We start from the raw sequence: 23,193 nt of genomic DNA on the forward strand, positions 1-23,193 counted from the left end.
CTCGCAACCGCCCGACAGCGTGTCAAGCGCCGGGGCGCGATGCCCGCCGGACGGCGGACGCCGCGCCCCGGTCGGGTCAGCAGCCGTCGAGGGCCTTCTGCAGCGCCGACTTCTCCGCTTCGGTGATGGTCAGCTCGTACTTGTGCTTGCTGCCGACCCACATCGAGGCGTACTTGCAGTGGTAGTCCGCCAGCGGCGGCATCCACTGGTCCGGGGTCTGGTCGCCCTTCTCCTGGTTGACGTTGTCGGTCACCGCGATCAGCTGCGGGCCCTCCAGGTCGTTGGCGAACTGCTGGCGCTTCTCCTGCGTCCAGTCCGCCGCGCCGGAGCGCCACGCGGCGGCCAGCGGCACCACGTGGTCGATGTCCACATCGGACGGCTGGGTCCAGGTCTCGCCGTCGTACGGGCTGTACCAGGAGCCGGAGGTCGGGTAGCAGTCCGAGCCGACCTGCACGTTCTCGCCGTCCCGCTTGAGCACCGACTCGCGGGTGTTGCAGTTGTCCGGGCCGTCGATCCAGTGCGGGAACTTCTCCCGGCTGTAGCCGTCCATCGAACCCTCGGGGGCGACCTTGAGCTCGCCGAGCTGGGTCTTGGCGGTCGCCGGGTCCGGGATGCCCGGCGGTTCTGCGCCGGCGGGCGCGGCCAGGCCGAGGCCCAGGGCGGCCGCGAGCGGCAGGGCGGTCAGGGTCGCGCGCAACGTTCGGTGGCCTGTCATGGCTTCCTCCGCGTGGGCGTCTCGCCGTTGTCGGTGTTCGACCATTGCCCACGCAGGTGGACGGATCAATGCCAGCGCGTGGCCAGTGGGTGACTTGGCGTGAAATCGCCACCGATCGTGTCATCTTCTGGTGAATTTCGCACCGATGGCCGTCGCTCGGCCGGGTGATCTCAGCGCGCGAACCGCAGGTCCTCGGTGTGCCGGTACCAGACCCACTTCTCCGCCGGGCGCGGGTGCTTCATGCCGTCGTGCACGACCGTCGCCGAGCGGAACGACGCCTGCACCGCGCGCCCCCGGGTCACCTGGCTGCGGCGGCGCAGCAGGCCGCGCCGGACCGTGGTGACCAGCAGCCCGTCCGTCGCGGGGTCCAGCATCGCGTTCATCGGGTCCGGGGTGGACTCCGGCAGCGGGGTGGCCGCCGGGTCGGGCGAGACGGTGATCTCGAGCGCGCTGCCGTTGAGCACCTGCTCGTCGTCGCAGTACACCTGGCCGGTGATCGGCTCGATGCTCCCGGTGCCGAGCAGCACGCCGCCCGAGTCGTCGCGGATCAGCGCGGACGGGCGGGGCGGGGCGGTCAGCGCCCGCTCGAAGTCGCCGGCCCGCAGCCCCCACAGCCGGGCCGCCGGGGAGTCGGCCACCGGCACGTAGCCCACCACCAGGTCGGCCAGCCGCCCCTTGCGGAGCAGGCGCAGCACGACCGAGGCGAAGTCGGCGTCGGTGCCGTGCACCACCAGCCGGTCCGAGGTCTCGGCCAGCAGCGGGTCCAGGTCCTGCCGGGTCGGGGTGACCGGCACGTCGAACCATTGCACACCGTCACCGGCCGGGCGCGCTGCGCGGTCGACGTTTCCGCAGGACAATGCGGTGGTACTCACGTTTCGCTCCTGGTTTACCCTGATCGACCGGCATACCCCGTGGTGGGAGCGGGCGAAGCGTGCGGTCACGCTGGCGACCACCCAGTCCAGGTTGGAGTTTCACATGCCGGCGATCGTGCTGATCGGCGCCCAGTGGGGCGACGAGGGCAAGGGTAAGGCGACCGACCTGCTCGGCGAGCAGGCGCAGTGGGTCGTCCGCTACCAGGGCGGCAACAACGCGGGTCACACCGTGGTGCTGCCCGACGGGCAGGACTTCGCGCTGCACCTCATCCCGTCGGGGATCCTGACCCCCGGGGTGACCAACGTGATCGGCAACGGCGTCGTGGTCGACCCCGGCGTGCTGCTGGAGGAGCTGGCCGGGCTGGAGGAGCGCGGCGTGGACACCTCGCGGCTGCTGATCTCCGCCGACGCGCACCTGATCATGCCGTACCACGTGGCCATCGACCGGGTCACCGAGCGGTACCTGGGCAAGAAGCAGATCGGCACCACCGGTCGCGGCATCGGCCCCTGCTACCAGGACAAGATCGCTCGCGTCGGGGTCCGCGCGCAGGACCTGCTGGACGAGAAGATCCTGCGGCAGAAGGTCGAGGCCGCCCTCGACGTGAAGAACCAGATCCTGGTCAAGGTCTACAACCGGCGCGCGTTGGACGTCGACGAGGTCGTGGACACCGTGCTGGCCCAGGGCGAGAAGTTCGCGTCCCGGATCGCCGACACCAAGCTGCTGATCAACCAGGCGCTGGACCGCGGCGAGACGGTGCTGCTGGAGGGCTCGCAGGGCACCCTGCTGGACGTCGACCACGGCACCTACCCGTTCGTGACCTCGTCGAACCCGACCTCGGGCGGCGCCTGCGCCGGGTCCGGCATCGGCCCGACGAAGATCAACGCGGTGATCGGCATCCTGAAGGCCTACACCACCCGCGTCGGCGCCGGTCCGTTCCCGACCGAGCTCACCGACGAGGCGGGCGAGAACCTGCGCAAGCAGGGCGGCGAGTTCGGCGTCACCACCGGCCGCTCGCGGCGCACCGGCTGGTTCGACGCGGTGATCGCGCGCTACGCGACCCGGGTCAACGGCATCACCGACTACTTCCTGACCAAGCTGGACGTGCTGTCCGGGCTGGAGACCATCCCGATCTGCGTGGCCTACGACGTGGACGGCGAGCGGGTCACCGAGATGCCGATGACGCAGACCGGCGTGCACCACGCGGTCCCGGTGTACGAGGAGATGCCGGGCTGGTGGGAGGACATCAGCGGCGCCCGCTCCTTCGAGGACCTGCCCGCCAACGCCCGCGCCTACATCGAGCGCATCGAGGAGCTCTCCGGAGCCCGCGTCTCGGCGATCGGCGTCGGCCCCGGCCGCGACCAGACCATCGTCCGCCACACCATGGCCTGACCTCCGACGGCAGGGGACCTCGGCTCCGGCCGGGGTCCCCTGCCGCGATTTCAATGGAAATCGGACATCTGACTTCCACTGAGGTTTTTCCAACCTCGTTCTGCGTGGCGGTGCCGGTGGCGGAACCTCAGCGCCCGCCTGGACTGCGGGTGCCCAACTTTATGTATGCCAATACACGGCAGTTGGGCCGTCCTCGCCAGGCGAACGCTGAGAACCCGCGGCGGTGCGAGTTGCGAGGGTGGGTTATGCGCCTGGCGGCGCATGCGACCCTCGCCGACCGGTGCCGGTCGCCCTTCGCAGCTGCGGTCCACGGCCAGGATGAAAAAGGCTCACTGAAATCGCGGGTCAGCGGTTGCGCCAGGAGCTGTCCAGGGCGGCTTCCTGCAGGTCGAGCTCGCGGAGGACGCGGCGGAGGATCTCGTCGTCCAGGTTGCCCGCGTCCCGCTCGTCGGCCATCGCCGAGCGCTGGACCTCCAGGAGGTCCCTCCGCAGGTCGGAGAAGCCGCGGCTCGCGGTGTCCTCCCGCTCGGCCGGGGTTCGGCCGACCTGCTCGGCCGCGGCCATGCCCTGGTGCTCCACCAGGGCCTTCATCCGGGTGATGATGCGGTCGAAGCGCTCCGGGTCGGTGCGCAGGTCCTCCGGGGTGAGCTGGTCCAGGTAGCGGAGGGCCGCGTTGGTCGCCGTCACCCGCGCCTCGGCCTCGGCGTGGTCGTCGCGGGCCGCCTCGTCGGGGTCGATCACGTCGAGCTTGCGGATCAGCCAGGGCAGCGTGGTGCCCTGCACCAGGATGGTGGCCACCGTGATCACCGACGCGACGAACTGGATCAGGTCCCGCGCCGGGAACGGATCACCCGAACTGGTGGTGAACGGGATCGCGCCCGCCGCCGCGAGGGTGACCACGCCGCGCATCCCCGCCCACGAGATCACCGCCGTGCGCCGCCACCGGCCGCCGGGCCGCTTGCCCGGGCTCAGCAGGTGCGACAGGCCGGGCAGGTAGTTCGAGCTGAACATCCACAGCACCCGGAAGCCGACCGTCGCGGCGAAGATCGCCAGCGTCGCCAGCAGCAGCGAGCTGATGTCCCGCCCGGAGGCGATCAGCCCGTCGACGACCGTCTTCAGCTGCAGCCCGATGTAGGCGAACACCAGGCTCTCCAGCAGCAGGTTGATCGAGGCCCAGACGGTGTGCTCCTGCAGGCGGCCCGCGGCGCGGGCGCGCGGCTGGTTGTGGCCGACGTAGAGCCCGGCGGTGACCACCGCGAGCACGCCGGACCCGTACAGCTCCTCGGCCGTGAGGTAGGCCAGGAACGGCACCAGCACGCCCAGCACCGTCGCCACCTGCACGTCCGGGATGCGGGTCCGCGCGGCCTGCGCGAGCACGCCGAACACCAGCCCCAGCGCGACGCCGACCACCACGGCCAGCACGAACACCAGCACGCCGTGCGCGAGGGTCGGGGTGGTGCCGACGACGGCCGCGATCGCCATCCGGTAGATCGTCAGCGCGGCGGCGTCGTTGATCAGGCTCTCGCCGCCGAGGATCGTCATGACGCCGCGCGGCAGCTTCAGCTGGCGGCCGATCGCGGAGGCGGTCACCGCGTCCGGCGGGGCGATCACCGCGCCGAGCACGATCGCCGAGGCCAGCGGCAGTTCGGGGATGAGGGTGAAGGCGAGCCAGCCGATCGCGAACGAGGTGGCGATCACCTGCAGCACGCCGTGGTGCGCGATCTTGCGGATCTGGGCCCGGAAGTTCGTGTAGGAGCTCTCCAGCGCCGCGGCGTAGAGCAGCGGCGGGAGCACGACGGTGAGCAGCAGCTCCGGGTTGATGTTCAGCTCGGTGGTGCCGGGGATCAGCGACACCAGCAGGCCGACCAGCACGAGCAGCAGCGGGGCCGCGATCTCGCGGCTGCGGGCCAGCGCGGTGACGAGCAGCGCACCGATCAGCACGAGGAGCAGTTGGACCACCGGGCGACACCTCCGTCCATCATGGACAGGTTAGGCGGCGCCCGAGCCGCGCCGCTCGGCACCGCTGCTCCGGCCCGGCGGACGTTTCCGCAGGTGATGGCCCGCGAGCACTTTCCGGGGTCCTGGCGCCGGAAAGTGCTCGCGGGGCCTGAGCAGCGGAAACGGAACTCCTCTCAGCGGCCTTCGGCGAACTCGTCGCGGGCGGTCACCGCGATGTCCGGGTGGTCGGCGAAGATCCCGTCGATGCCGGTGTCGAACAGCGCGCGGAAGAAGCCGAAGACGTCCCCGAAGGCGGCCGGGTCGTCCGAGGACCGGAAGTCCTTCGGCAGGAAGTTGTTCTCCGCCCGCACGGTGTAGGGCACGACCTCCAGCCCGGCGGCGTGCGCGTCGGCCACCACCGAGGTCGGCTCGGCGAGGAAGCCGTCCTCCCGGACCGGCAGGATCACCTTGGTGTCCGGCCCGATCACGTCGGCGTACCCGGCGATCTCCCGCAGGCCCTCCGGCTTGACCAGGTCGGCGTAGGTGCGCGGGTCACCGGACTCGACGAAGTCCTGCGGCGCGCCGCTGTTGCTGATCAGCTGGACCAGGTCCACCCGCAGCGACCTGCTCAGCTCCTTGAGGTTGGCCACCTCGAAGGACTGCACCGCGACCTCGGCGTTCGGCCGGTTCAGACCGTTGCGGGTCAGCGCCTCGACCACGCCGGGCTCCAGCGGCAGGCCGATCTTGGCGAAGTAGCTCGGGTGCTTGGTCTCCGGGGCGACGCCGATCTCCCGGTGCAGCTCGCGGGACAGCCGGGCGCGCAGGTCCAGGACCTCCTGGAACGTCGGCACCTCGTAGCGGCCGTCGTAGATGGTGTTGTTCGGCCGCACCTCCGGGATGCGCTCCTTGGCCCGCAGCGTCTTGAGCTCGGCCAGCGTGAAGTCCTCGGTGAACCAGCCGGTCAGCTCCTGGCCGTCGATGACCTTGGTGGTCTTGCGGTCGGCGAACTCGGGCCGGTCGGCGACGTCGGTGGTGCCGCCGATCTCGTTCTCGTGCCGCGCGACCAGCACGCCGTCCTTGGTGGGCACCAGGTCCGGCTCGATGTAGTCCGCCCCCATCCGGGCGGCCAGCTCGTAGGAGGCCAGCGTGTGCTCCGGGCGGTACCCGGAGGCGCCCCGGTGGCCGAAGACCGTCACCTGGTCGGTGCCGGTCGGCCGGTCCGGTGCGGCGATGGCGGGCGCGGTGATCAGCCCGAGCGCCGCTGCGCCCGCGACGGACAGCGCCGTCAGGCGTACCCGAATCGTCAATTTGCCCTCCCGTGTCCCGCAGCGCGTGATCAACGCTGCACATTCGGGCAAAACACTGACCGCCGCAATCGACCATTCGCGCAAGCGGGTGCGACGTCCGGTCGACCGCCAGGTGAACGCCGGGATGACAGCCTGTCGGCGAAGCGGGCGTGCATCGGGAGGGGCACCCGCAGCCCGGGGAAGCGCTCGGGTTCCGCTGAGCGACCACCCGAGCAGCGCAACCACCAACCGGCCTCTTCGCGGGGGCAGGTCTCGCGTGGCCTGCCGCACGCTCTACGCTGCGGTTCGTGCGAATCCTCGTGATCGGTGGTGGCGGCCGGGAGCACGCGATCGCCCTGGCCCTGTCCCGCGATCCCTCCGTCACCGCGCTGGCCTGCGCGCCCGGCAACGCGGGCACCGCTGCGCTGGCCGAGAACTACGGCGTCGACGTCGCCAAGCCCGCCGAGGTGGTCGAGCTGGCCACCAGGTGGCAGGCCGACCTGGTCGTGTTCGGCCCGGAAACGCCGCTGGTCGCGGGCGCGGCCGACGCGGTCCGCGCGGCCGGCATCGCCTGCTTCGGCCCGTCCAAGGCGGCGGCCCGCATCGAGGGCTCGAAGGCCTTCGCCAAGGACGTCATGCTCGCCGCCGGGGTGCCGACCGCGCACAGCGAGGTGGTGGACAACCCCGCCAAGCTGGACGCCGCGCTGACCCACTTCGGACCCACCTGGGTGGTCAAGGACGACGGGCTGGCCGCGGGCAAGGGCGTGCTGGTGACCGGCGACTTCGACGCGGCGCGGGCGCACGCGCTCAAGCTGCTCGACGGCGGCCACCCGGTGCTGCTGGAGTCGTTCCTGGACGGCCCGGAGGCGTCGCTGTTCTGCCTGGTCGACGGCACCACGGTCGTCCCGCTGCTGCCCGCGCAGGACTTCAAGCGCGTCGGCGACGACGACGCGGGCCCGAACACCGGCGGCATGGGCGCCTACGCGCCGCTGCCGTGGGCGCCGGAAGGCCTGGTCGACGAGGTCGTGCGCACCATCGTGCAGCCGACCGTCGACGAGCTCGCGCGCCGCGGCACCCCGTTCTCCGGCCTGCTCTACGCCGGTCTCGCGCTGACCTCCAGCGGCCCGCAGGTGATCGAGTTCAACTGCCGCTTCGGCGACCCGGAGACCCAGGCGGTGCTGTCGCTGCTGCAGACGCCGCTGGCCTCGCTGTTCAACGCGGTGGCGACCGGCACGCTCGCCGAGCAGCCGCCGCTGGAGTGGGAGCCCGGCGCCGCGGTGACCGTCGTGCTGGCCGCGGAGGGCTACCCGGGGCGGCCGCGCGTGGACGACGTGATCCAGGGCAGCGACGCGCAGGGCGTGCTGCACTCCGGCACCCGGCGCCGCGAGGACGGCGCGGTGGTCTCGGCGGGCGGCCGCGTGCTGTCCGTGGTCGCCACGGGCGCGGACCTGGCGTCCGCGCGGGACGCGGCCTACCAGCGGGTCAACGGCGTGCACCTGCCCGGCGCGCACTACCGCACCGACATCGCGCTGCGCGCCGTGCGCGGCGAGATCACCGTCCCGACCGCCTGACGATCGGGACATTCCGGCGAAAACCGCCCGGAGGTGGGGAAAATCCCGCCGCTGGGCGGTTTTTTCTGGTGTTCTGACTGGGGAACTGGGCCGCGATGGGGGCGGCCGAGCGCGAGGAGGAGTCGTGACGCAGGCGGGCTACAACCTGGCGGCGCTGGAGGACTGCCGGGCCGAGCTGGACGGCAAGGCCGGTCCGGTGGGCGCGGTCGGCGACGGGTTCGAGGGGCAGCGCGTCGATGCCGCGATCTTCGGCGAGCTGGACGCGGCGGGCGACCTCGCCGCCGCGATCGGCGAGCTGGACACCACCGGCAAGGCGCAGTTCGACGCCGCCGAGCAGCTGCTGCGCAGCGCCAGCGGCGCGCTCGACGCGGTGCGCAGCACCGTGGACGAGATCGACCAGGCCAACGCCGAATCATTCCGCTGAACTGGGGATCTGATGGGGATATCGGGAGAGGTGGCGAGCAAGCCCGGTGGTGGCCCGCTCGCCGAGCAGCTGCGCAAGATCGAGAACAGCAGGCCGGACGACATCCGCGCCGTGAGCGCCCGCTGGCGCGAGGCGGCCGGGAAGGCCGATGAGCACGGCAACGCGCTGGGCCGGACCGTGAGCGGCCTGGACGGGGCCTGGGAGGGCAGCTCCGCGGACGCCTTCGTCGGCTACATGGGCAAGATCAACGACGGCTTCGCCAAGGCCCGCGAAGCGCTGCAGGGCTCCGCCGACGCGCTGGACCGCGCGGCCGAAGCGGTGCAGGCCGCGAAGGACGAGGTCAACGCGATCGGCGAGCGGGCGCTGGCCGACGCGCGGCGCGCGGAGCAGGCGTACGAGAAGGAGGTCGCCGACGCCGACGACGAGGCCAAGGAGGAGGCGGCGAAGCGACGCGACGAGGCCATCGCGAAGGCCATGCAGGAGCACGCCGAGGAGGCCAGGGGCAAGGTCGACGCGGCGAACGCGAAGCTCAGCGGCGCGCTGGGCGAGCTGCGCGGCGCCGCGGCCGGGCTCAACGACGTGTTCTCCGCGCTGCCCAAGGCCGGGGAGCAGCCGTTCACGCCCGCCGAGGGGCGGAAGGTCGACTGGGAGATGACGATGCCGTCGGCGACGACCTCGCAGTCCGCCGCGCCCGGCGGCGAGCCGGGATCGTCCGGTGGCACCGGGTCGGGCGGTTCCGGCGGTGGTTCGGGTTCCGGCTCCGGAGGGGGCGGCGGCGAGTCCGGCGGCTCCGGTGGCGGAGGCGGCGGCGGCCTCGGGCCGAGCGGTGGTCCGCCCGCCGGGCCGCCGCCCGGCAACGTCCAGGAGTGGATCCGGGAGGCGATCAAGATCCTGCAGGCCAACGGCATCCCGGTGACCGAGGACAACATCGACGAGATCTGGACGATCATCCAGAAGGAATCGGGCGGCAACCCGAACGCGATCAACGACTGGGACTCGAACGCGGCCAAGGGCACCCCGTCGAAGGGTCTGATGCAGTGCATCGACCCGACGTTCCAGTCCTACAAGCTGCCGGGGCACGACGACATCTGGAACCCGGTCGACAACATCATCGCCGGTGTCCGCTACACCTTCGACCGCTACGGCGGCTTCGACGGCCACCCCGGCCTGAAGTCCATGGCCCAGGGCGGCGGCTACCGGGGCTACTGATCCCGCGGTGCCCCGCACCGGCTCCGAGCCGGGGGAACCGCAGTTTCAACTGAAACTGCGGTTCCCACCCACGGCGGATCGCAGTTTCAATTGAAACTGCACTCGTCGGCGCGTCCGGCGCCCGACATGCCGACGGGTGTGGACAGGCCGTCCGGGCTGTGGAGAACTCCCGCGATTTCAATGGAAATCGGACATCTGATTTCCATTGAAATCGCGGCACCGCGGAGGGGCGGACTGCGGGTGGGGAGACCCGGGGGACGGTGGGTTGCGTCGGGGGTGAGCCCCTGAGGGCTGGGGTTCCGACCCCGAGTCGCGTTTGGCACGCTGAGCGCATGGTCGATCCTGCGGTTCTGGGCGTCGCGCAGCGCGCCGACGTCGCTCCGTTCCAGGTCATGGAGGTCCTCACGGCTGCTGCGGAGCGGCAGCGGGTCAAGGGCGACGTGGTGTCGCTGGCCGCTGGCCAGCCCAGCACGCCCGCGCCGCGAGCGGTCCGCGAGGCCGCCGCAGCCGCCCTGCAGGGCGATCCGCTCGGCTACACCGAGCAGCTCGGCCTGCCCGCGCTGCGGGAGGCCATCGCCGGGCACTGCGACCGGTCGTACGGGCTGTCGGTGCAGGCCGACGACGTGGTCGTGACCACCGGCGCGTCCGGGGCGTTCCTGCTCGCGTTCCTCGCGGCGTTCGACGCCGGGGACCGGGTCGCGCTGGCCCGCCCGGGATACCCCGCCTACCGGAACATCCTGGCCGCGCTGGGCTGCGAGGTCGTGGAGCTGCCGTGCGACGCCTCGACCCGCTTCCAGCCGACGGTGGCGATGCTGGAGGAGCTGGACCGACCGGTGCGCGGGCTGATCGTGGCGAGCCCGGCGAACCCGACCGGCACGGTGCTCTCCGGCGCCGAGCTGGCCGACCTCGCCGCCTGGTGCGAGGCCAACGGCGTGCAGCTGATCAGCGACGAGATCTACCACGGGCTCAGCTACGGCGACCCGCTGCACTCGGCGTGGGAGTTCTCCCGCGAGGCGGTCGTCGTGAACTCCTTCTCCAAGTTCTGGTCGATGACCGGCTGGCGGCTGGGCTGGATGCTGGTGCCGCCGCGGCTGCGGCGCGCGGTCGACTCGCTGACCGGCAACTTCACGCTCTGCCCGCCCGCGCTGTCCCAGCACGCCGCGATCGAGGCCTTCTCCGCGTCCGCCCTCGACGAGGCCGCCGGTCACGTCGAGCGCTACCGGAAGAACCGCGAGCTGCTGCTGAACGGCCTCGAATCCCTCGGCATCACGCGGGTGGCCCCGGCCGACGGCGCGTTCTACGCCTGGGCGGACATCGGGCATCTCACCGACGACGCGACCGCGTTCTGCCGCCGCCTGCTGGACGAGACCGGGGTGGCCGTGGTGCCGGGCGCGGACTTCGACCCGGACCTGGGCAACCGCTACGTCCGGATGTCCTTCGCGGGCAGCACCGACGACATCGCCGAAGCCCTCGACCGCCTCAAGACCTGGCTCCCCACCAGCGGTCCGGGGAAGCCCTGAGATTTCCCCGGTGTCCGCGCCGGGTGGGACTAATCGGGCGTCCCGTCTGGCAGGCTTGGGGTGACGAGTTGCTGCGGTCGAGCTGAGGTGCTTGCGATGTTGTGGAAGGTGATCGGCGGGCTGCTGGTCCTGTGGCTGGTGATCTCGATCGCGGGGGTCGTCATCAAGGGCCTGTTCTGGCTCGCGGTGATCGGCGGGGTGCTGTTCGTCGCCACCGCCGCGATCGGCTGGGCCCGGGACCGCAAGAAGATCAAGTCGTAACCGCTCGACGACGAGGGCACCTTCCGCCGGGGAAGGTGCCCTCGTCTCGTCAGGCGAGGATCGAGCGGGACCGGAGCAGGGCGCGGGCCGCGTCGGGGCCGGGCCAGAGCTCGGCGGCCAGACCCACCTCGCGAGCCGCGTCGACGTTCTCCTGCCGGTCGTCGAAGAACAGGCAGTCGGCGGGTTCCGCGTCGATGGTCTCCAGCAGGGAGCGGTAGATCCGGGCGTCCGGCTTGGCCAGCTGCAGGTCGCCGGAGAACACCAGGTGCTTGAACAGCCGCGCCCAGTCGGCCTGCTCCGCCGCGCGCCCGAACGACGACGGCGCGTTGGACAGCAGCGCCAGCGTGACGCCCTGCTGGTGCAGGTCTTCGAGCAGCCGCACCGAGCCGGGGTCGGTCTCCATCCAGCCCGCCACGTCGGCGCTGGTCAGCCGCTCGGACAGCGCGGCGTCGACCTGCCGGTCCACCCGCTCGCCGACCGCCCGCCAGTACGCCAGGTCGGGGCAACCCCAGTCGTAGGCCTTGCGCTCGGCGAAGTACGCCGCCTCGAACTCCTCGGGTTCGACGTCGAGCATCGCCGCGATGCCGGGCAGCGCCGCCGTCCGCCGGCTGATCACCTCGCCGTAGTCGAACACGACCCAACGCACCACGTGCACCTCCTGGTCAGAGCCGGGCTTCCTCGATCCGGCGCAGCGCTTCCTTGATGTCGGCCGAGGAGACGTCGCGGTGCGTGACGAACCGGATCTGGCCGCTCATCGAGACCGCCTGCACCCCGATCGCCGCCAAGCGTTGCAGGGTCAGGGCCACGTCCGGCACCGCCGCCAGCACGATGTTGGTCTGCGGCGCGGTGACCGACCAGCCGTGCTCGGCCAGGCCCTCGGCGAGCAGCCGGGCGTTGTCGTGGTCGGCGGCCAGCGCGTCGATGCGGTCCAGCGCGACCAGCCCGGCCGCGGCCAGCACCCCGCCCTGCCGGACCCCGCCGCCGAGCATCCGCCGCACCCGCCGCGCCTCGGTGATGAAGTCCTCGCCACCTGCGACGACGGACCCGACCGGGGCGCCGAGGCCCTTGCTCAGGCACGCCTGCACGCTGTCCGCACCGACGGTCAGCGCGGCGGGCGGCAGCCCGAGGGCGACCGAGGCGTTCCAGATCCGCGCCCCGTCGAGGTGGATGCGCAGACCGCTGTCGCGGGCCGCGGCCGCCAGCTGCGCGTGCTCGTGCGGCGGCGTCACCGCGCCACCAGCGCTGTTGTGCGTGTTCTCCAGGCACAGCAGCGTCGTGCGCAGGGTGTCGTAGCTGGACTCGCCGTGCCCGCGCACGGTCTCCGGCGTCGGCCGCCCCGGTCCGGCGTTCCACTCCAGCGGTTGCGGCATGCCGCCGGCGAGCCACGCCGCGGAGCCGAACTCGTAGGCGAGCACGTGCGAGCCGTGCGGCGCGAGGAACCGGTCGCCGCGCTGCAGGTGCAGCATCAGCGAGATCAGGTTGCCCATCGAACCGCTCGGCACCCAGAGGGCGGCGGCGGTGCCGAGCAGCTTGGCGACGCGCTCCTCCAGGGCGCGCATGGTCGGGTCGTGGTCGAGCACGTCATCGCCGACTTCGGCGGCCGCCATGGCCGCGGACATCTGCTCGTCGGGACGCGTGACCGTGTCGGAGCGCAGGTCGATGGGGGCCAGTTTGGTCACGAACGGATCACATCACACCTGCCCCGGGGGAGGGCAACAGCCCGCCGCCGACGGCCGGGGGGATTGCGGTATCAATCACGGGGTGGATCGCCGCGCCGGCGCGTGCAACGGTTGGGGGCGGGGATCCCGTCCTAGACGTGCAAGCACTGACGAGCGGAGAGTTCCGCGTGGACCAGCGCGAGGAGCAGGAGTTCGCGGAGTACTTCGCGGCTCGGCGGGAGGCGGTGCGTCGGATGGCGTACATGATGTGCGGTGACTGGCACCGCGCGGACGATCTCGCCCAGACCGCGTTCATCTCGCTGCACCGGCACTGGCGGAAGGTGCGCGACAAGGGCGCGCTGGACGCGTACGTGCGGCGGACCCTGACGCGGGCGGTGATCGACGAGTCCCGGCGCCCGTGGCGGCGGGAGCGGGCCGCGGAGGTGCTGCCGGACAAGCCGGTGGACAGCCCGGACGTGGACGACTCGGTGGCGACCAAGCAGACCCTGCTCGCCGGGTTGCAGAAGGTGCCGCCGAAGCAGCGCGCGGTGCTGGTGCTGCGGTTCCTCGAGGGGCTGGACGTCGCGGGGGTCGCGGCGGTCATGCGGTGCAGCGAGGGCAATGTCAAGAGCCAGTGCGCCCGGGGTCTCGCCGCGTTGCGCGAGGCGCTGGGCGACGAGCTCGGCGATCTGCGGTCGGCGTGAGGGGGTGCGGGTAAGTGGACGAGCGCAAGCTCGAGGAGCTGTTCCGTGATTCGGTGCAGTCCGTTCCTCCGGCGACGTTCGACGAGCACGACGTGGCGCGGGCGTCGCGGCGCATCACGGCTCGCCGCCGGATGACGGCCGTCGGCGGCACGGTGGTGGCCGCGGGCGTGCTCGCGGGCGGGGTCTTCCTGACCCTGCCGCAGCAGCAGCCCGTCACCAGCCAGCAGGCGCAGCCCGAGGTCGCACCGGCCTCGCCGCGCAGCGAGGACGGCCCGGGCATCTTCTCCCAGCGCAGCGGACGCTGCGGTCCGGACGCCCAGGTGGCGGCGGCGGTGACCAAGCAGCTCCCGGAGGCGGCGGCGACGGCCCCGGTGGCGCCCCCGAGCTGCCCGTCCGGGGCGAAGGCGGCGTCCTTCGTCCTCCGCGAGGGCCCGGCGGCGGGCAGCGTGACGGTGATCGTGAGCCCGGCGGGAACGGTCCCCCCGGACCAAGCAACCCCTGGCGACACCCGCCAACCCGACGGCACGCAGCAGTCGGTCCGCCAAACCCGCAGCGGAAAGCTGGTGGTCGTCCGGAGCGACCCGGACGAAGGCTCCCCAGCGGCCCCCTACAGCACCCGCCTACCAGCCCTGGCCGGAGACCTAGCAGGCCAGTTCTGAGCGCCACCCAACAAACGACCACACCCGATCACAACCACGAGAGCCGCGCCAGACCCCGACAAGCCGACCCGAAACGCTCGACGAGCCAGCCCCCGCCCAGACTGACCGCACGTTCCGGCCCTAGCGGACGCCCCTCCCCGCCAAGATCGAACCCGAGCCGATGCCCTACGAAGGCCAGTGCCGCCTGCAATCCGGACGGCCATCCGAGGTGCGGTAACGCCTGGGGTTCGGATGGCCGCGCGAGGGGTGGTGAGGTCTGCGGTTCGGACGGCCGCGCGAGGCGTGGTGGCGTCTGTAGTTCGTATGGCCGCCCGGGGTGGTAACGCCTGCGGTTCGGATGGCCGCTCGGGCGGTGGTGGCGTCTACGGTTCGGACGGCCATCCGAGGGGTGGTGACGTCCGCAATTTCGATTGAAATTGCCTCACCCCGCCGCCGCAGGTTCCGTCGAGAACGCTGGCAATTTCGATTGAAATTGCAACACCACGCAAAGCAACCACCCGCCGCTTTGAACCCAAACCCAACCCCCCACGCAACGTCACCCCTCCTCCTCAGGCCGACCCCGGTATCACCACCGATCCCCGGGTATCACCCCACCCAAGCCCCCATCGCCAGGCGCCGCCCCGGTGGCCTCCCTCACCAAACCGGTACATCCGTACCACTTTATTGGTACGTTCGTGCCAGAAAAGCTCGCTCCGCGTCCGAAGGAGAGGTAGACCAGCGATGATGTCCTGGATCATCCTGATGGTGTCGGGAGTCTTCGAAGCCGGTTGGGCGATCTCGCTGAAGCTCTCGCACGGCTTCAGCCGCCTGATCCCGACGATCTCGTTCTTCGTCCTGGCCGCGGTGAGCTTCGCGGGCCTGGCCTACGCGATGCGCGAACTGCCAGCGGGCCCGGCGTACGCGGTGTGGACCGGCATCGGCGCGGCGCTGACCGCGATAGTCGGCATGGTCTGGCTCGGCGACGGCTTCTCGGTCCTGAAGCTGGTCTCGATCGTCCTGATCGTGGCGGGCGTCATCGGCCTCAACCTCGCGGGCGCGGGCCACTGACGCAACTTCAATGGAAATCGGACCCGCGATTTCAGTGAGGTTTTTCCAGCCTCGTTCTGCGTGGCGGTGCAAGTGGCGGAACCTCAGCGCCCGCCTGGACTCCGGGTGCCCTGACTGATGTATGACCCGATACACGGCAGCCGGGCCGTCCTCGCCAGGCGAACGCTGAGAACCCGCGGCGGTGCCGGTTGCGAGGGTGGGTTATGCGCCTGCGGCGCATGCGACACCTGCCGACCGGTGCCGGTCGCCCTTCGCGGCTGCGGTCCACGGGCAGGATGAAAAAACCTCAATGGAAATCGCACCCCGTCGGCGCGTCGGACCCCGACACGCCGACGGCCTCGGGCCGGTCCCCGCAACTTCAATGGAAATCGGACCTCCGATTTCCATTGAAATCGCGGAAGGGGTGACGGAGCGTCGGACGGCCGTCACCCCGGGGTGGCCGAGGTCGCGGGGTGACCGGGACCGGCCCGGCGGCGAATAGGATCGGCAGGCATGACAGCGGCCAGCACACCGAAGGGCGAGCGGCGGCGGCAGGCGTTGGTGGTGGCCGCCGCGGAACTGCTCGCCGAGGGCGGCTTCGAGGCCGTCCGCCACCGCGCGGTCGCCGAGCGCGCCGGACTGCCGCTGGCCTCCACCACCTACTACTTCTCCTCGCTCGACGACCTGGTCAGCGCCGCGGTCGAGCACGAGTCGCGGCAGGAGCTCGCGGCGGGCCGCGCCCGGCTGGACGAGCTCGCCGACCAGCCCCGCAGCACCGAGGCCGTCATCGAGCTGCTGCTGGACATGCTGCTCGGCCGGGAGTCGCGCGACGGCGGCGCGGAGGCGGTGCTGCTGCGCTACGAGCGCCTGGTCGGCTCGCCCCGCCGCCCCTACCTCGCGCCGCTGATGCGCGAGCTCAGCGCGGAGCTGCACGACCTGATGGCCGAGATCTTCGCCCGCAGCGGGATGGACATCAGCCGGGACCGGCAGCTAGAGCTGATCGCGCTGGTCGACGGTGCCGTGGTCAACGCGCTGATCGAGAGCAACCCCGACCCGCGCGGCGCGGCCCGCCGGATGCTGCGCGCTCAGCTCGGCTGAGCCACCCGGTAGAGCTCGGCGTAGGAGCCACCGGCCGCGAGCAGCTCGTCGTGGCTGCCCAGCTCCACGATGCGCCCGTCCGACATCACCGCCACCCGGTCGGCGTTGCGGGCGGTGTGCAGCCGGTGCGCGATGGCGATCACCGTCCGCCCGTCCAGCAGCGTGGCCAGCGCCTGCTCCAGCTCCCGCGACGTGGTGTTGTCCAGCAGCGAGGTCGCCTCGTCCAGCACCACCGTGTGCGGGTCGACCAGCAGCACCCGGGCCAGCGCGAGCTGCTGCGCCCGGGAGGCGGCCACCGGGTGACCGCCCGCGCCGAGGACGGTGTCCAGGCCGTCCGGCAGGGTGCGCAGCCACTCCAGCAGCCCGACCGACTTCAGCGCGTCGACCAGCTGGTCGTCGGTGAAGTCGTGGTCCGGCAGGGCCAGGTTGTCCCGGAGCGAGCACGCGAAGATGTGCTGCTCCTGGGTCAGCAGCACCACCTCGCGGCGCAGCTGCTCGGTCGGCAGGTCGGCGATCTCGGTGCGGCCGAAGGCCACCGAACCCGAGTCCGGGCGGCTGATCCCGGCGATCAACCGGCCCAGCGTGGACTTGCCCGCCCCGGACGGGCCGACCACGACCAGCCGCTGCCCGGCGGGCACGGTCAGGTCGATGCCGTGCAGCACCTCCCGGTCCGCGCGGTAGGAGAAGCGGACGTCGCGGAGGACCAGCTCGCGCGACCCGTCGACGTCCTGCCGCGCGGTGTCGGCGGTCGGCGCCTCGCGGACGCCGAGGATCCGCTGCAGCGCGGTGTAGCCGGTCTGCAGCTCCTCCAGCCACCGGAACAGCTCGTCGAACGGGTTCGACATCGCCTGGGCGTAGAGCACGACGGTGATGACCGTGCCGAGCTCGACCATCCCGCCCCAGTACGCCCAGCCGCCGATCAGCAGGATCACGCCGATCGGCAGCACGTACGACAGCTCCAGGCAGGGCAGCCAGATCGTCAGCAGCGTGCGGTGCCGGTACTCGGCGCCCACCGCGTTGCCGAGCGCCTGCTCGTTGCGCGCGATGCGGCGCTCGCCGAGGCGCAGCGCGGCGACGGTGCGCGCGCCCTCGACGGACTCGTGCGTGCTCGACTGCACCTCCGCCCAACCGGCCATGATCCGGCGCAGCGTCGGCAGCGAGCGCGGGTAGTACCAGCGGGTGCTGAACACCATCAGCGGCACCGCGATGAGCATCCCGCAGGCCAGCAGCGGTGAGGTGAGGACCATCGCGGTGCCGGTCAGCAGCACGGCGATCAGCGCGGTGGTGATCTCCGGGGCCGCGTTGCGGATGGTGAAGTCCAGCCGGTCGACGTCGGTCGTGGCGCGGCTGAGCAGATCACCGGTGCCCGCCGATTCGACGGTGCCCAGCGGCAGCCGCAGCGCGTGCCCGACCATGCCCTCGCGGGACTCGGCCAGCAGGTGCTCGCCGAGCAGCGTCGCGCGCATCCGCGCCGCCCGGATCAGCAGCGCGTTCACCACCAGCACCACGAGGAACGCCCCGGCCAGCAGGTCGATGCGCTGCGTCGTGGTGCCTGCGACCACCGCGTCGACCAGCCTGCCGAGGATCTGCGGGCCGACCAGCCCGACCACGGTGGCAAGCCCGAACAGCAGCATCATCGCGGCGAACCGGCCGCGGTGCGCGCGCAGGGTCTGCCACGCCCAGCGCCGGACGGTGCGCCCGTCGGCCAACGGCAGCTTCACTTCTCCGCCCCCATGTCCAGTGCCCGGTCCGCCACTGCCGTCCAGAGTGGACTCTGGCTGAGCACGATCGTGGTGCGACCGGCGCGGAACTCCTTGACCCGGGCCGCGATCCGCGCCTCGGTGTGCGCGTCGACCGCCGAGGTCGGTTCGTCCAGGATCAGCACGTCCGCGTCCGCGCACAGCGCGCGGGCCAGCAGCAACCGCTGCCGCTGACCGCCGGACAGCGAGCGGCCGCGCTCGTCCAGCACGCCGTCGGCGGGCAGCGCGGCGAGCACGTCGTGCGCGTCCGCGGCGTGCAGGGCGGCGTCCAGGTCCACCCCGCGGCCCAGGTCCACCTCGGCCCGGACCGGACCGGCGAACAGCTGGTCCTGGTTGTGCGCCAACAAGATCCGCCGCCGGACCTCGTCCGGCTCGACCTCGCGCAGCGGCACGCCGCCCGCGCTCGACCGCCAGGCCAGCCGCTCCGCCACGGCCTCGGTCCGCTCCCCGGCGTCGACGACGGTCAGCTCACCCGCGGCGAACCGCACCCCGCTGGCCTCGTCGACCAGGTCCAGCGGCCCCGGCGGCAGCGCCCGCGGCTGCTCCGGCGACGGCGGCTCGGGCTCCACCTGCAGCAGCGCCTTCGCACGGCCCGCCGCGACCATGCCGCTGGCGAACGAGTAGGCGGCCTCGGAGGCCGTGCGCACCGGGATGACCAGGAACGCCGAGACGCCGTAGAACGCGACCAGCTCGCCCACGCTGATCGTGCCGTCGAGCGCGAGCCGGGCACCCAGCCAGGTCACCAGCACCGTGACCAGACCGGGCAGCAGGACCTCGGTCCCGACCAGCCACGCCTCGATCCGCCCGGCCGCCACCCCGGCGGCGCGCACCCGCTGGCTGGCGCGGGTGAACCGCTCGTGGAACCGGGACTCGCCGCCGACGCCGCGCAGGATCCGCAGCCCGGACACGATGTCCGCCGCCTGCGCGCTGACCTGGCCCAGCTGCTCGCGCTGGGCCTCCTCGCGGCGGCGCAGCGGGCTCAGCAGCGGGCTGATGCCCAGCGTCGCCAGCGGCACGCCGACGAGCACCACGGCCCCCAGGAGCGGGGAGATCCACAGCAGCACCCCCGCCGCCACGGCGAAGGACACCAGCGCCCCGGTCGCCCGGCCGACCACCTCGAACAGGTTGCCCACCCGGTAGATGTCCGAGGCGCCGATCGCGACCACCTCACCGGCCCGGACCTTGCGCGTCAGCACCCCGCCCAGCTTCGTCACGTGCGCGAGCACGAGGCGCTGCGAACCGGCCGCGCCGTGCAGCCAGATGGTGTGCGTCGCCCAGTGCAGGGCCCCGGCGGAGATCATCTGCACCAGGCCGAGCCCGAGCACGACCAGCACCCAGCTCAGCAGCGCGGCGACGTCGTGCGGGCGGATCCCGGAGTCGATCGCGGAACCGATGGCGAGCGGCATCAGCGCCGTGGGCAGCATCCAGAGCGAGCCCGCGACGGTGGCGAGCAGCAGCAGTCCCGGTCGCTGGGCGAGCAGGGACCACAGGAAGCGGGGGGAACTGTCGGAAGCCATGGCCCGACCGACGTTAGTCCGCGAAAAGTCCGCTGGCGATCGATTTTTCCGCTTCCGGGCGGCTCATCGCCGCGGCCGTCCGGACCGCAGTTTCAACGGGAACTGCGGTTCCACCGGCGTGTCGCGCCCGGACACGCCGAGACCTGTGGACAGGTCGTCGTCGCTGCGGTGGGGATCCTGCGATTTCAATGGAAATCGGAGGTCCGATTTCCATTGAAATTGCGTCCCCGGTCGGCGGATCGCAGCCGGGGAGCGCGCATCTCGGGTCAGAAGTCCCAGGTGGTCTCGGCGAAGTCGGCCTCGGTGACGCGATCGGCGCAGTCCGGGCACTTGTCGGTGATGTTCTTCGAGCGCGGGTCGCGGCCGATCGGGGTGGGCTGCGGGATCTTCAGCTCGGTCCCGCACAGCGCCGGGACGACCTGACCGGCGTACACCGCGCCGGGGCGCATGGTGATGGCGTGCCGCTCGGTCAAGCCCATCCCGACTATCCAGAACACGTCCTGCCGCTCGCCGCCGAACACGTCGATTTCCATCTCTGCTGCGCCCTCGCTCCTCGTCGTCCGCACCAACGATATTCGGGCGGACATTCCCACGGCCACCACCGCCCGAGGTATTGAGGTCCCCTTAAGGACGCGCACGGTTCTCCTTGTGAGCGCGGTCGGCGGAGCAACCCCTTTCCCCGCCCCGCGTCCGGACCCGTGCAACCGCACGCGGATCGGCTGCGTACAGAGCGGCGGTAGCGGGGAAGGGGACAAGCTCCATGCGAGCCGAACAGGAACGGGCGTTGTGGCTGCGCCGCTCGGCGTACCTGCTCTGCGGCGATTGGCGCCTGGCCGAGGACCTGGTGCAGAACACGCTGCTCAAGCTCTACAAGGCGTGGCGCCGCGTGGACATGTCCACAGTGGATTCCTACGTGCGCCGCGCCCTGCTGCGCGTGTGGCTGGACGAGCACCGCCGACCGTGGCACCGGGCCGAACGGCACGACGCCGATCCGCCGGAAACCGGTGACACCGCGGCGGATCCCGCCGAACTCGGCTAGCGCGCCTGGCACCGCGACACCGTGCTGCGCGCGCTGGCCGAGGTCCCGCCGAGGCAGCGGGCGGTGCTCGTCCTGCGCTGCTGGGAAGACCTGCCGACTGCCGAAGTCGCCGCCGCGCTGGGGTGTCCCGAAGGCGCGGTCAAGAGCCAGGCGTCGCGCGGGCTCCAGAACCTGGCGCGGCGATCGCCGGGTCCGATCCGGACCTGGCCCGAACGGATGCGGGGAGCCAGTGATGTCGGAGGAACTGCTGCGCGAGAGCCTGCGAGCCGCCGATGGGGCTCGACCCGGACGCCGTGGTCGCCGAGGGCAAGCGGAGGCAGCGCAGACGTGCCGGAATCGGCGCGACGGTCGCCACCGCGGTCGTCGTCGCGGGTGCGGCGGCGGTGCCGAACCTGCTCGTCCCGCAGTCGACCGCACCGGCAGCGCCGCAGATCGAGGTCGTCGACCCGATCGCCTGGCCACCGCCGGGCATGGTCCGGATGACGCTGCTGGAGGGTGTGCGGTTGAAGGCCTACCTGCCCAGGGCGATCTCCCGCGTCGTGCCGGACGCGCAGGGCATCACCACCGACCAGCCGTACGAGCCGGGGCCCGGGTTCGGCACCGAGACCCCGGCCACCGTCACGCTGCGCGCGGAGTTCCGCCGGTGGACCTGAAGATCGCGGTGCTCGGCCCCGGAACGGTGGACGTCCCGCCCGACCAGGCCTGCCGGGACGGCGAGCAGGTCGTCCTGCACTGCGAGCAGTACGTGCAGAACGACCGGTCCGTCGTCGTGGACGCCCAGACCCGCGTGGGATCGAACGTGCTGACGTGGTCGGTCCGGCACTTCCGGCCGGGCGGCACCGTCGTGACGGTCGACGTGCGCTACGGCGCCGACGACGCCGAGAGGTTCGGCGAGCCGCTGAGCCCCCCCCCGAGCTCACTGCGCTGGTCACCGACCCGAAGTTCGCCCTGTCCCGCTGAGCGACCCGAGGGACCCACGACGAGAGGAAGTCAACTCGGGCTCCCGGGGGCTGATCGCGCGGCCGGAGGGCCGGGGTGGGCCGAACGGGGGGTGCGCGCCGGTATCCTGGCTGCTCGTGACGGTCAAGCCCAGCATTCCGAACGTCCTCGCCGCCCGCTACGCCTCGCCCGAGCTGGTCGAGCTGTGGTCGCCGCAGCACAAGATCATCCTCGAGCGCAAGCTGTGGCTCGCGGTGCTGCGCGCCCAGGCCGACCTCGGCATCGAGGTGCCCGAGTCGGCGCTGGCCGACTACGAGCGGGTGCTGGAGCAGGTCGACCTGGACTCCATCGCCGCCCGCGAGCGGGTCACCCGCCACGACGTGAAGGCCCGCATCGAGGAGTTCAACGCCCTCGCCGGTCACGAGCAGATCCACAAGGGCATGACCTCGCGGGACCTGACCGAGAACGTCGAGCAGCTGCAGATCCGGCGCAGCCTGGAGCTGGTGCGCGACCGCACCGTCGCCGTCCTGGCGCGGCTGGGCCACCTCGCCGCCGAGCACGCCGAGCTGGTGATGGCCGGGCGCTCGCACAACGTCGCCGCCCAGGCGACCACCCTGGGCAAGCGCTTCGCGACCGCCGCCGACGAGCTGCTGGTCGGCTTCCACCGGCTGGAGGAGCTGCTCGCCCGCTACCCGCTGCGGGGCATCAAGGGCCCGGTCGGCACCGCGCAGGACATGCTGGACCTGCTCGGCGGCGACGCGGAGAAGCTCTCCGAGCTGGAGCGCCGGGTGGCCGGTCACCTGGGCTTCGGCCGGACCCTGACCAGCGTCGGCCAGGTCTACCCGCGCTCGCTGGACTTCGAGGTGCTGACCGCGCTGGCCCAGCTGGCCGCCGCACCGTCCAACGTCGCCACCACCATCCGGCTGATGGCCGGGCACGAGCTGGTCACCGAGGGCTTCAAGCCCGGCCAGGTCGGCTCCAGCGCGATGCCGCACAAGATGAACACCCGGTCCTGCGAGCGGGTCAACGGCCTCGCGGTGGTCCTGCGCGGCTACGTCTCGATGACCGGCGAGCTGGCCGGTGACCAGTGGAACGAGGGCGACGTGTCCTGCTCGGTGGTCCGCCGGGTGGCGCTGCCGGACGCGTTCTTCGCCTTCGACGGGCTGCTCGAGACGTTCCTGACCGTGCTCGACGAGTTCGGCGCGTTCCCGGCGGTGGTGTCCCGCGAGCTGGACCGCTACCTGCCGTTCCTGGCGACGACGAAGGTGCTGATGGGCGCGGTGCGGGCCGGGGTCGGCCGGGAGACCGCGCACGAGGCGATCAAGGAGAACGCGGTCGCGGTGGCGCTGGCCATGCGCGAGCAGGGCGCGGAGCGCAACGACCTGCTCGACCGCCTGGCCGCCGACGACCGCCTGCCGCTGACCCGCGAGCAGCTCGACGAGCTGCTGGCGGACCGCCTGGCCTTCACCGGCGCGGCGGCGGCCCAGGTCGGCGACGTGGTCGCGCAGGTCGAGGAGGTCACGGCCCGCTACCCGGAGGCCGCGGCCTACCGCCCCACCGACATCCTCTGAGGTCGTGAGTGCGCAGCCGTGCTCGAGCACCGCTGC

Annotated in this window: 21 protein-coding genes and 1 pseudogene; 13 read left to right on the forward strand and 9 right to left on the reverse strand. The window is 72.0% G+C overall.

The features are described 5' to 3' along the window. Positions 1–76 precede the first annotated feature (76 nt). Positions 77–715 (reverse strand): HNH endonuclease family protein, encoded by a 639-nt coding sequence (locus F1721_RS25750; protein ID WP_150069373.1) that lies wholly within the window; start codon positions 713–715, stop codon positions 77–79. Positions 716–885: 170 nt separating this feature from the next. Then, positions 886–1,587, reverse strand: a complete 702-nt coding sequence (locus tag F1721_RS25755) for a hypothetical protein (protein WP_246155306.1) — start codon at positions 1,585–1,587, stop codon at positions 886–888. Between the two features lie 103 nt (positions 1,588–1,690). Here F1721_RS25755 and F1721_RS25760 point away from each other — a divergent pair, with 103 nt between their 5' ends. Then, on the forward strand, positions 1,691–2,977 hold the full coding sequence (locus F1721_RS25760) for an adenylosuccinate synthase (RefSeq protein WP_150069374.1): 1,287 nt from the start codon (positions 1,691–1,693) through the stop codon (positions 2,975–2,977). Positions 2,978–3,322: 345 nt separating this feature from the next. Here F1721_RS25760 and F1721_RS25765 read toward each other — a convergent pair whose 3' ends face one another. Beyond that, positions 3,323–4,936 (reverse strand): Na+/H+ antiporter, encoded by a 1,614-nt coding sequence (locus F1721_RS25765; protein WP_150069375.1) that lies wholly within the window; start codon positions 4,934–4,936, stop codon positions 3,323–3,325. Between the two features lie 173 nt (positions 4,937–5,109). Next, positions 5,110–6,216, reverse strand: coding sequence for a glycerophosphodiester phosphodiesterase (locus tag F1721_RS25770; protein ID WP_150069550.1), 1,107 nt, complete (start codon positions 6,214–6,216; stop codon positions 5,110–5,112). 293 nt (positions 6,217–6,509) lie between these two features. Between F1721_RS25770 and purD the strand changes: the two genes are divergently transcribed. From purD to F1721_RS34550, 5 genes are all read left to right on the forward strand, one after another. Further along, positions 6,510–7,772, forward strand: a complete 1,263-nt coding sequence (gene purD / locus F1721_RS25775) for a phosphoribosylamine--glycine ligase (RefSeq protein WP_150069376.1) — start codon at positions 6,510–6,512, stop codon at positions 7,770–7,772. Between the two features lie 124 nt (positions 7,773–7,896). Beyond that, complete coding sequence (locus F1721_RS25780; RefSeq protein WP_150069377.1) at positions 7,897–8,196, forward strand: hypothetical protein; 300 nt, start codon at positions 7,897–7,899, stop codon at positions 8,194–8,196. A 30-nt stretch (positions 8,197–8,226) separates the two neighbouring features. Continuing rightward, a complete protein-coding gene (locus F1721_RS25785; protein ID WP_246155307.1) occupies positions 8,227–9,405 on the forward strand; it encodes a WXG100 family type VII secretion target in 1,179 nt (392 codons plus the stop codon). Between the two features lie 332 nt (positions 9,406–9,737). Continuing rightward, the gene (locus F1721_RS25790; RefSeq protein WP_150069379.1) at positions 9,738–10,925 is read left to right on the forward strand and encodes a pyridoxal phosphate-dependent aminotransferase; all 1,188 of its coding nucleotides are present in this window, start codon (positions 9,738–9,740) and stop codon (positions 10,923–10,925) included. Between the two features lie 96 nt (positions 10,926–11,021). Next, positions 11,022–11,186 carry a hypothetical protein gene (locus F1721_RS34550; protein WP_170301602.1) on the forward strand — a complete coding sequence of 55 codons (165 nt, stop codon included), beginning with the start codon at positions 11,022–11,024 and terminating at the stop codon, positions 11,184–11,186. A 49-nt stretch (positions 11,187–11,235) separates the two neighbouring features. Here the strand turns inward: F1721_RS34550 and F1721_RS25795 are convergent, their stop codons facing one another. Both F1721_RS25795 and F1721_RS25800 read right to left on the reverse strand, forming a co-directional pair. Next, on the reverse strand, positions 11,236–11,832 hold the full coding sequence (locus F1721_RS25795; RefSeq protein ID WP_170301613.1) for an HAD family hydrolase: 597 nt from the start codon (positions 11,830–11,832) through the stop codon (positions 11,236–11,238). 16 nt (positions 11,833–11,848) lie between these two features. Further along, positions 11,849–12,865 (reverse strand): threonine aldolase family protein, encoded by a 1,017-nt coding sequence (locus F1721_RS25800; protein ID WP_150069381.1) that lies wholly within the window; start codon positions 12,863–12,865, stop codon positions 11,849–11,851. Positions 12,866–13,032: 167 nt separating this feature from the next. Between F1721_RS25800 and F1721_RS25805 the strand changes: the two genes are divergently transcribed. The 4 genes from F1721_RS25805 to F1721_RS25820 all read left to right on the forward strand — a co-directional run bounded on the left by F1721_RS25805 (position 13,033) and on the right by F1721_RS25820 (position 16,331). Next, positions 13,033–13,548, forward strand: coding sequence for a SigE family RNA polymerase sigma factor (locus tag F1721_RS25805; RefSeq protein ID WP_150069551.1), 516 nt, complete (start codon positions 13,033–13,035; stop codon positions 13,546–13,548). A 14-nt stretch (positions 13,549–13,562) separates the two neighbouring features. After that, positions 13,563–14,207 carry a hypothetical protein gene (locus F1721_RS25810; protein ID WP_150069382.1) on the forward strand — a complete coding sequence of 215 codons (645 nt, stop codon included), beginning with the start codon at positions 13,563–13,565 and terminating at the stop codon, positions 14,205–14,207. A 723-nt stretch (positions 14,208–14,930) separates the two neighbouring features. Then, the gene (locus F1721_RS25815) at positions 14,931–15,254 is read left to right on the forward strand and encodes a DMT family transporter (protein ID WP_150069552.1); all 324 of its coding nucleotides are present in this window, start codon (positions 14,931–14,933) and stop codon (positions 15,252–15,254) included. A 492-nt stretch (positions 15,255–15,746) separates the two neighbouring features. Then, complete coding sequence (locus F1721_RS25820; protein ID WP_150069383.1) at positions 15,747–16,331, forward strand: TetR/AcrR family transcriptional regulator; 585 nt, start codon at positions 15,747–15,749, stop codon at positions 16,329–16,331. On the opposite strand, the gene F1721_RS25825 is transcribed toward F1721_RS25820, so the two are convergent. The 3 genes from F1721_RS25825 to F1721_RS25835 form a co-directional block, all read right to left on the reverse strand. Next, entirely contained in the window at positions 16,319–18,052 is a 1,734-nt protein-coding gene (locus F1721_RS25825; RefSeq protein WP_150069384.1) for an ABC transporter ATP-binding protein, read from the reverse strand. The genes F1721_RS25820 and F1721_RS25825 overlap by 13 nt on opposite strands. Further along, positions 18,049–19,608 carry an ABC transporter transmembrane domain-containing protein gene (locus F1721_RS25830; RefSeq protein ID WP_150069385.1) on the reverse strand — a complete coding sequence of 520 codons (1,560 nt, stop codon included), beginning with the start codon at positions 19,606–19,608 and terminating at the stop codon, positions 18,049–18,051. Before F1721_RS25830 ends, F1721_RS25825 begins: the two co-directional genes overlap by 4 nt. Before the next feature lie 266 nt (positions 19,609–19,874). Continuing rightward, positions 19,875–20,141: a hypothetical protein gene (locus F1721_RS25835; protein ID WP_211840628.1), complete on the reverse strand. Its 267-nt coding sequence runs from the start codon at positions 20,139–20,141 to the stop codon at positions 19,875–19,877. A 227-nt stretch (positions 20,142–20,368) separates the two neighbouring features. Here F1721_RS25835 and F1721_RS35185 point away from each other — a divergent pair. From F1721_RS35185 to purB, 3 genes and pseudogenes are all read left to right on the forward strand, one after another. Next, a pseudogene (locus tag F1721_RS35185) lies at positions 20,369–20,821 on the forward strand (RNA polymerase sigma factor); the annotation flags it as partial. A 98-nt stretch (positions 20,822–20,919) separates the two neighbouring features. Continuing rightward, complete coding sequence (locus F1721_RS35190) at positions 20,920–21,300, forward strand: hypothetical protein (protein WP_246155325.1); 381 nt, start codon at positions 20,920–20,922, stop codon at positions 21,298–21,300. Positions 21,301–21,723: 423 nt separating this feature from the next. Further along, positions 21,724–23,157 (forward strand): adenylosuccinate lyase, encoded by a 1,434-nt coding sequence (gene purB, locus F1721_RS25845; RefSeq protein ID WP_150069386.1) that lies wholly within the window; start codon positions 21,724–21,726, stop codon positions 23,155–23,157. The last annotated feature ends 36 nt before the right edge of the window (positions 23,158–23,193 follow it).

This window comes from Saccharopolyspora hirsuta, from assembly GCF_008630535.1.
GTDB lineage: Bacteria > Actinomycetota > Actinomycetes > Mycobacteriales > Pseudonocardiaceae > Saccharopolyspora > Saccharopolyspora hirsuta.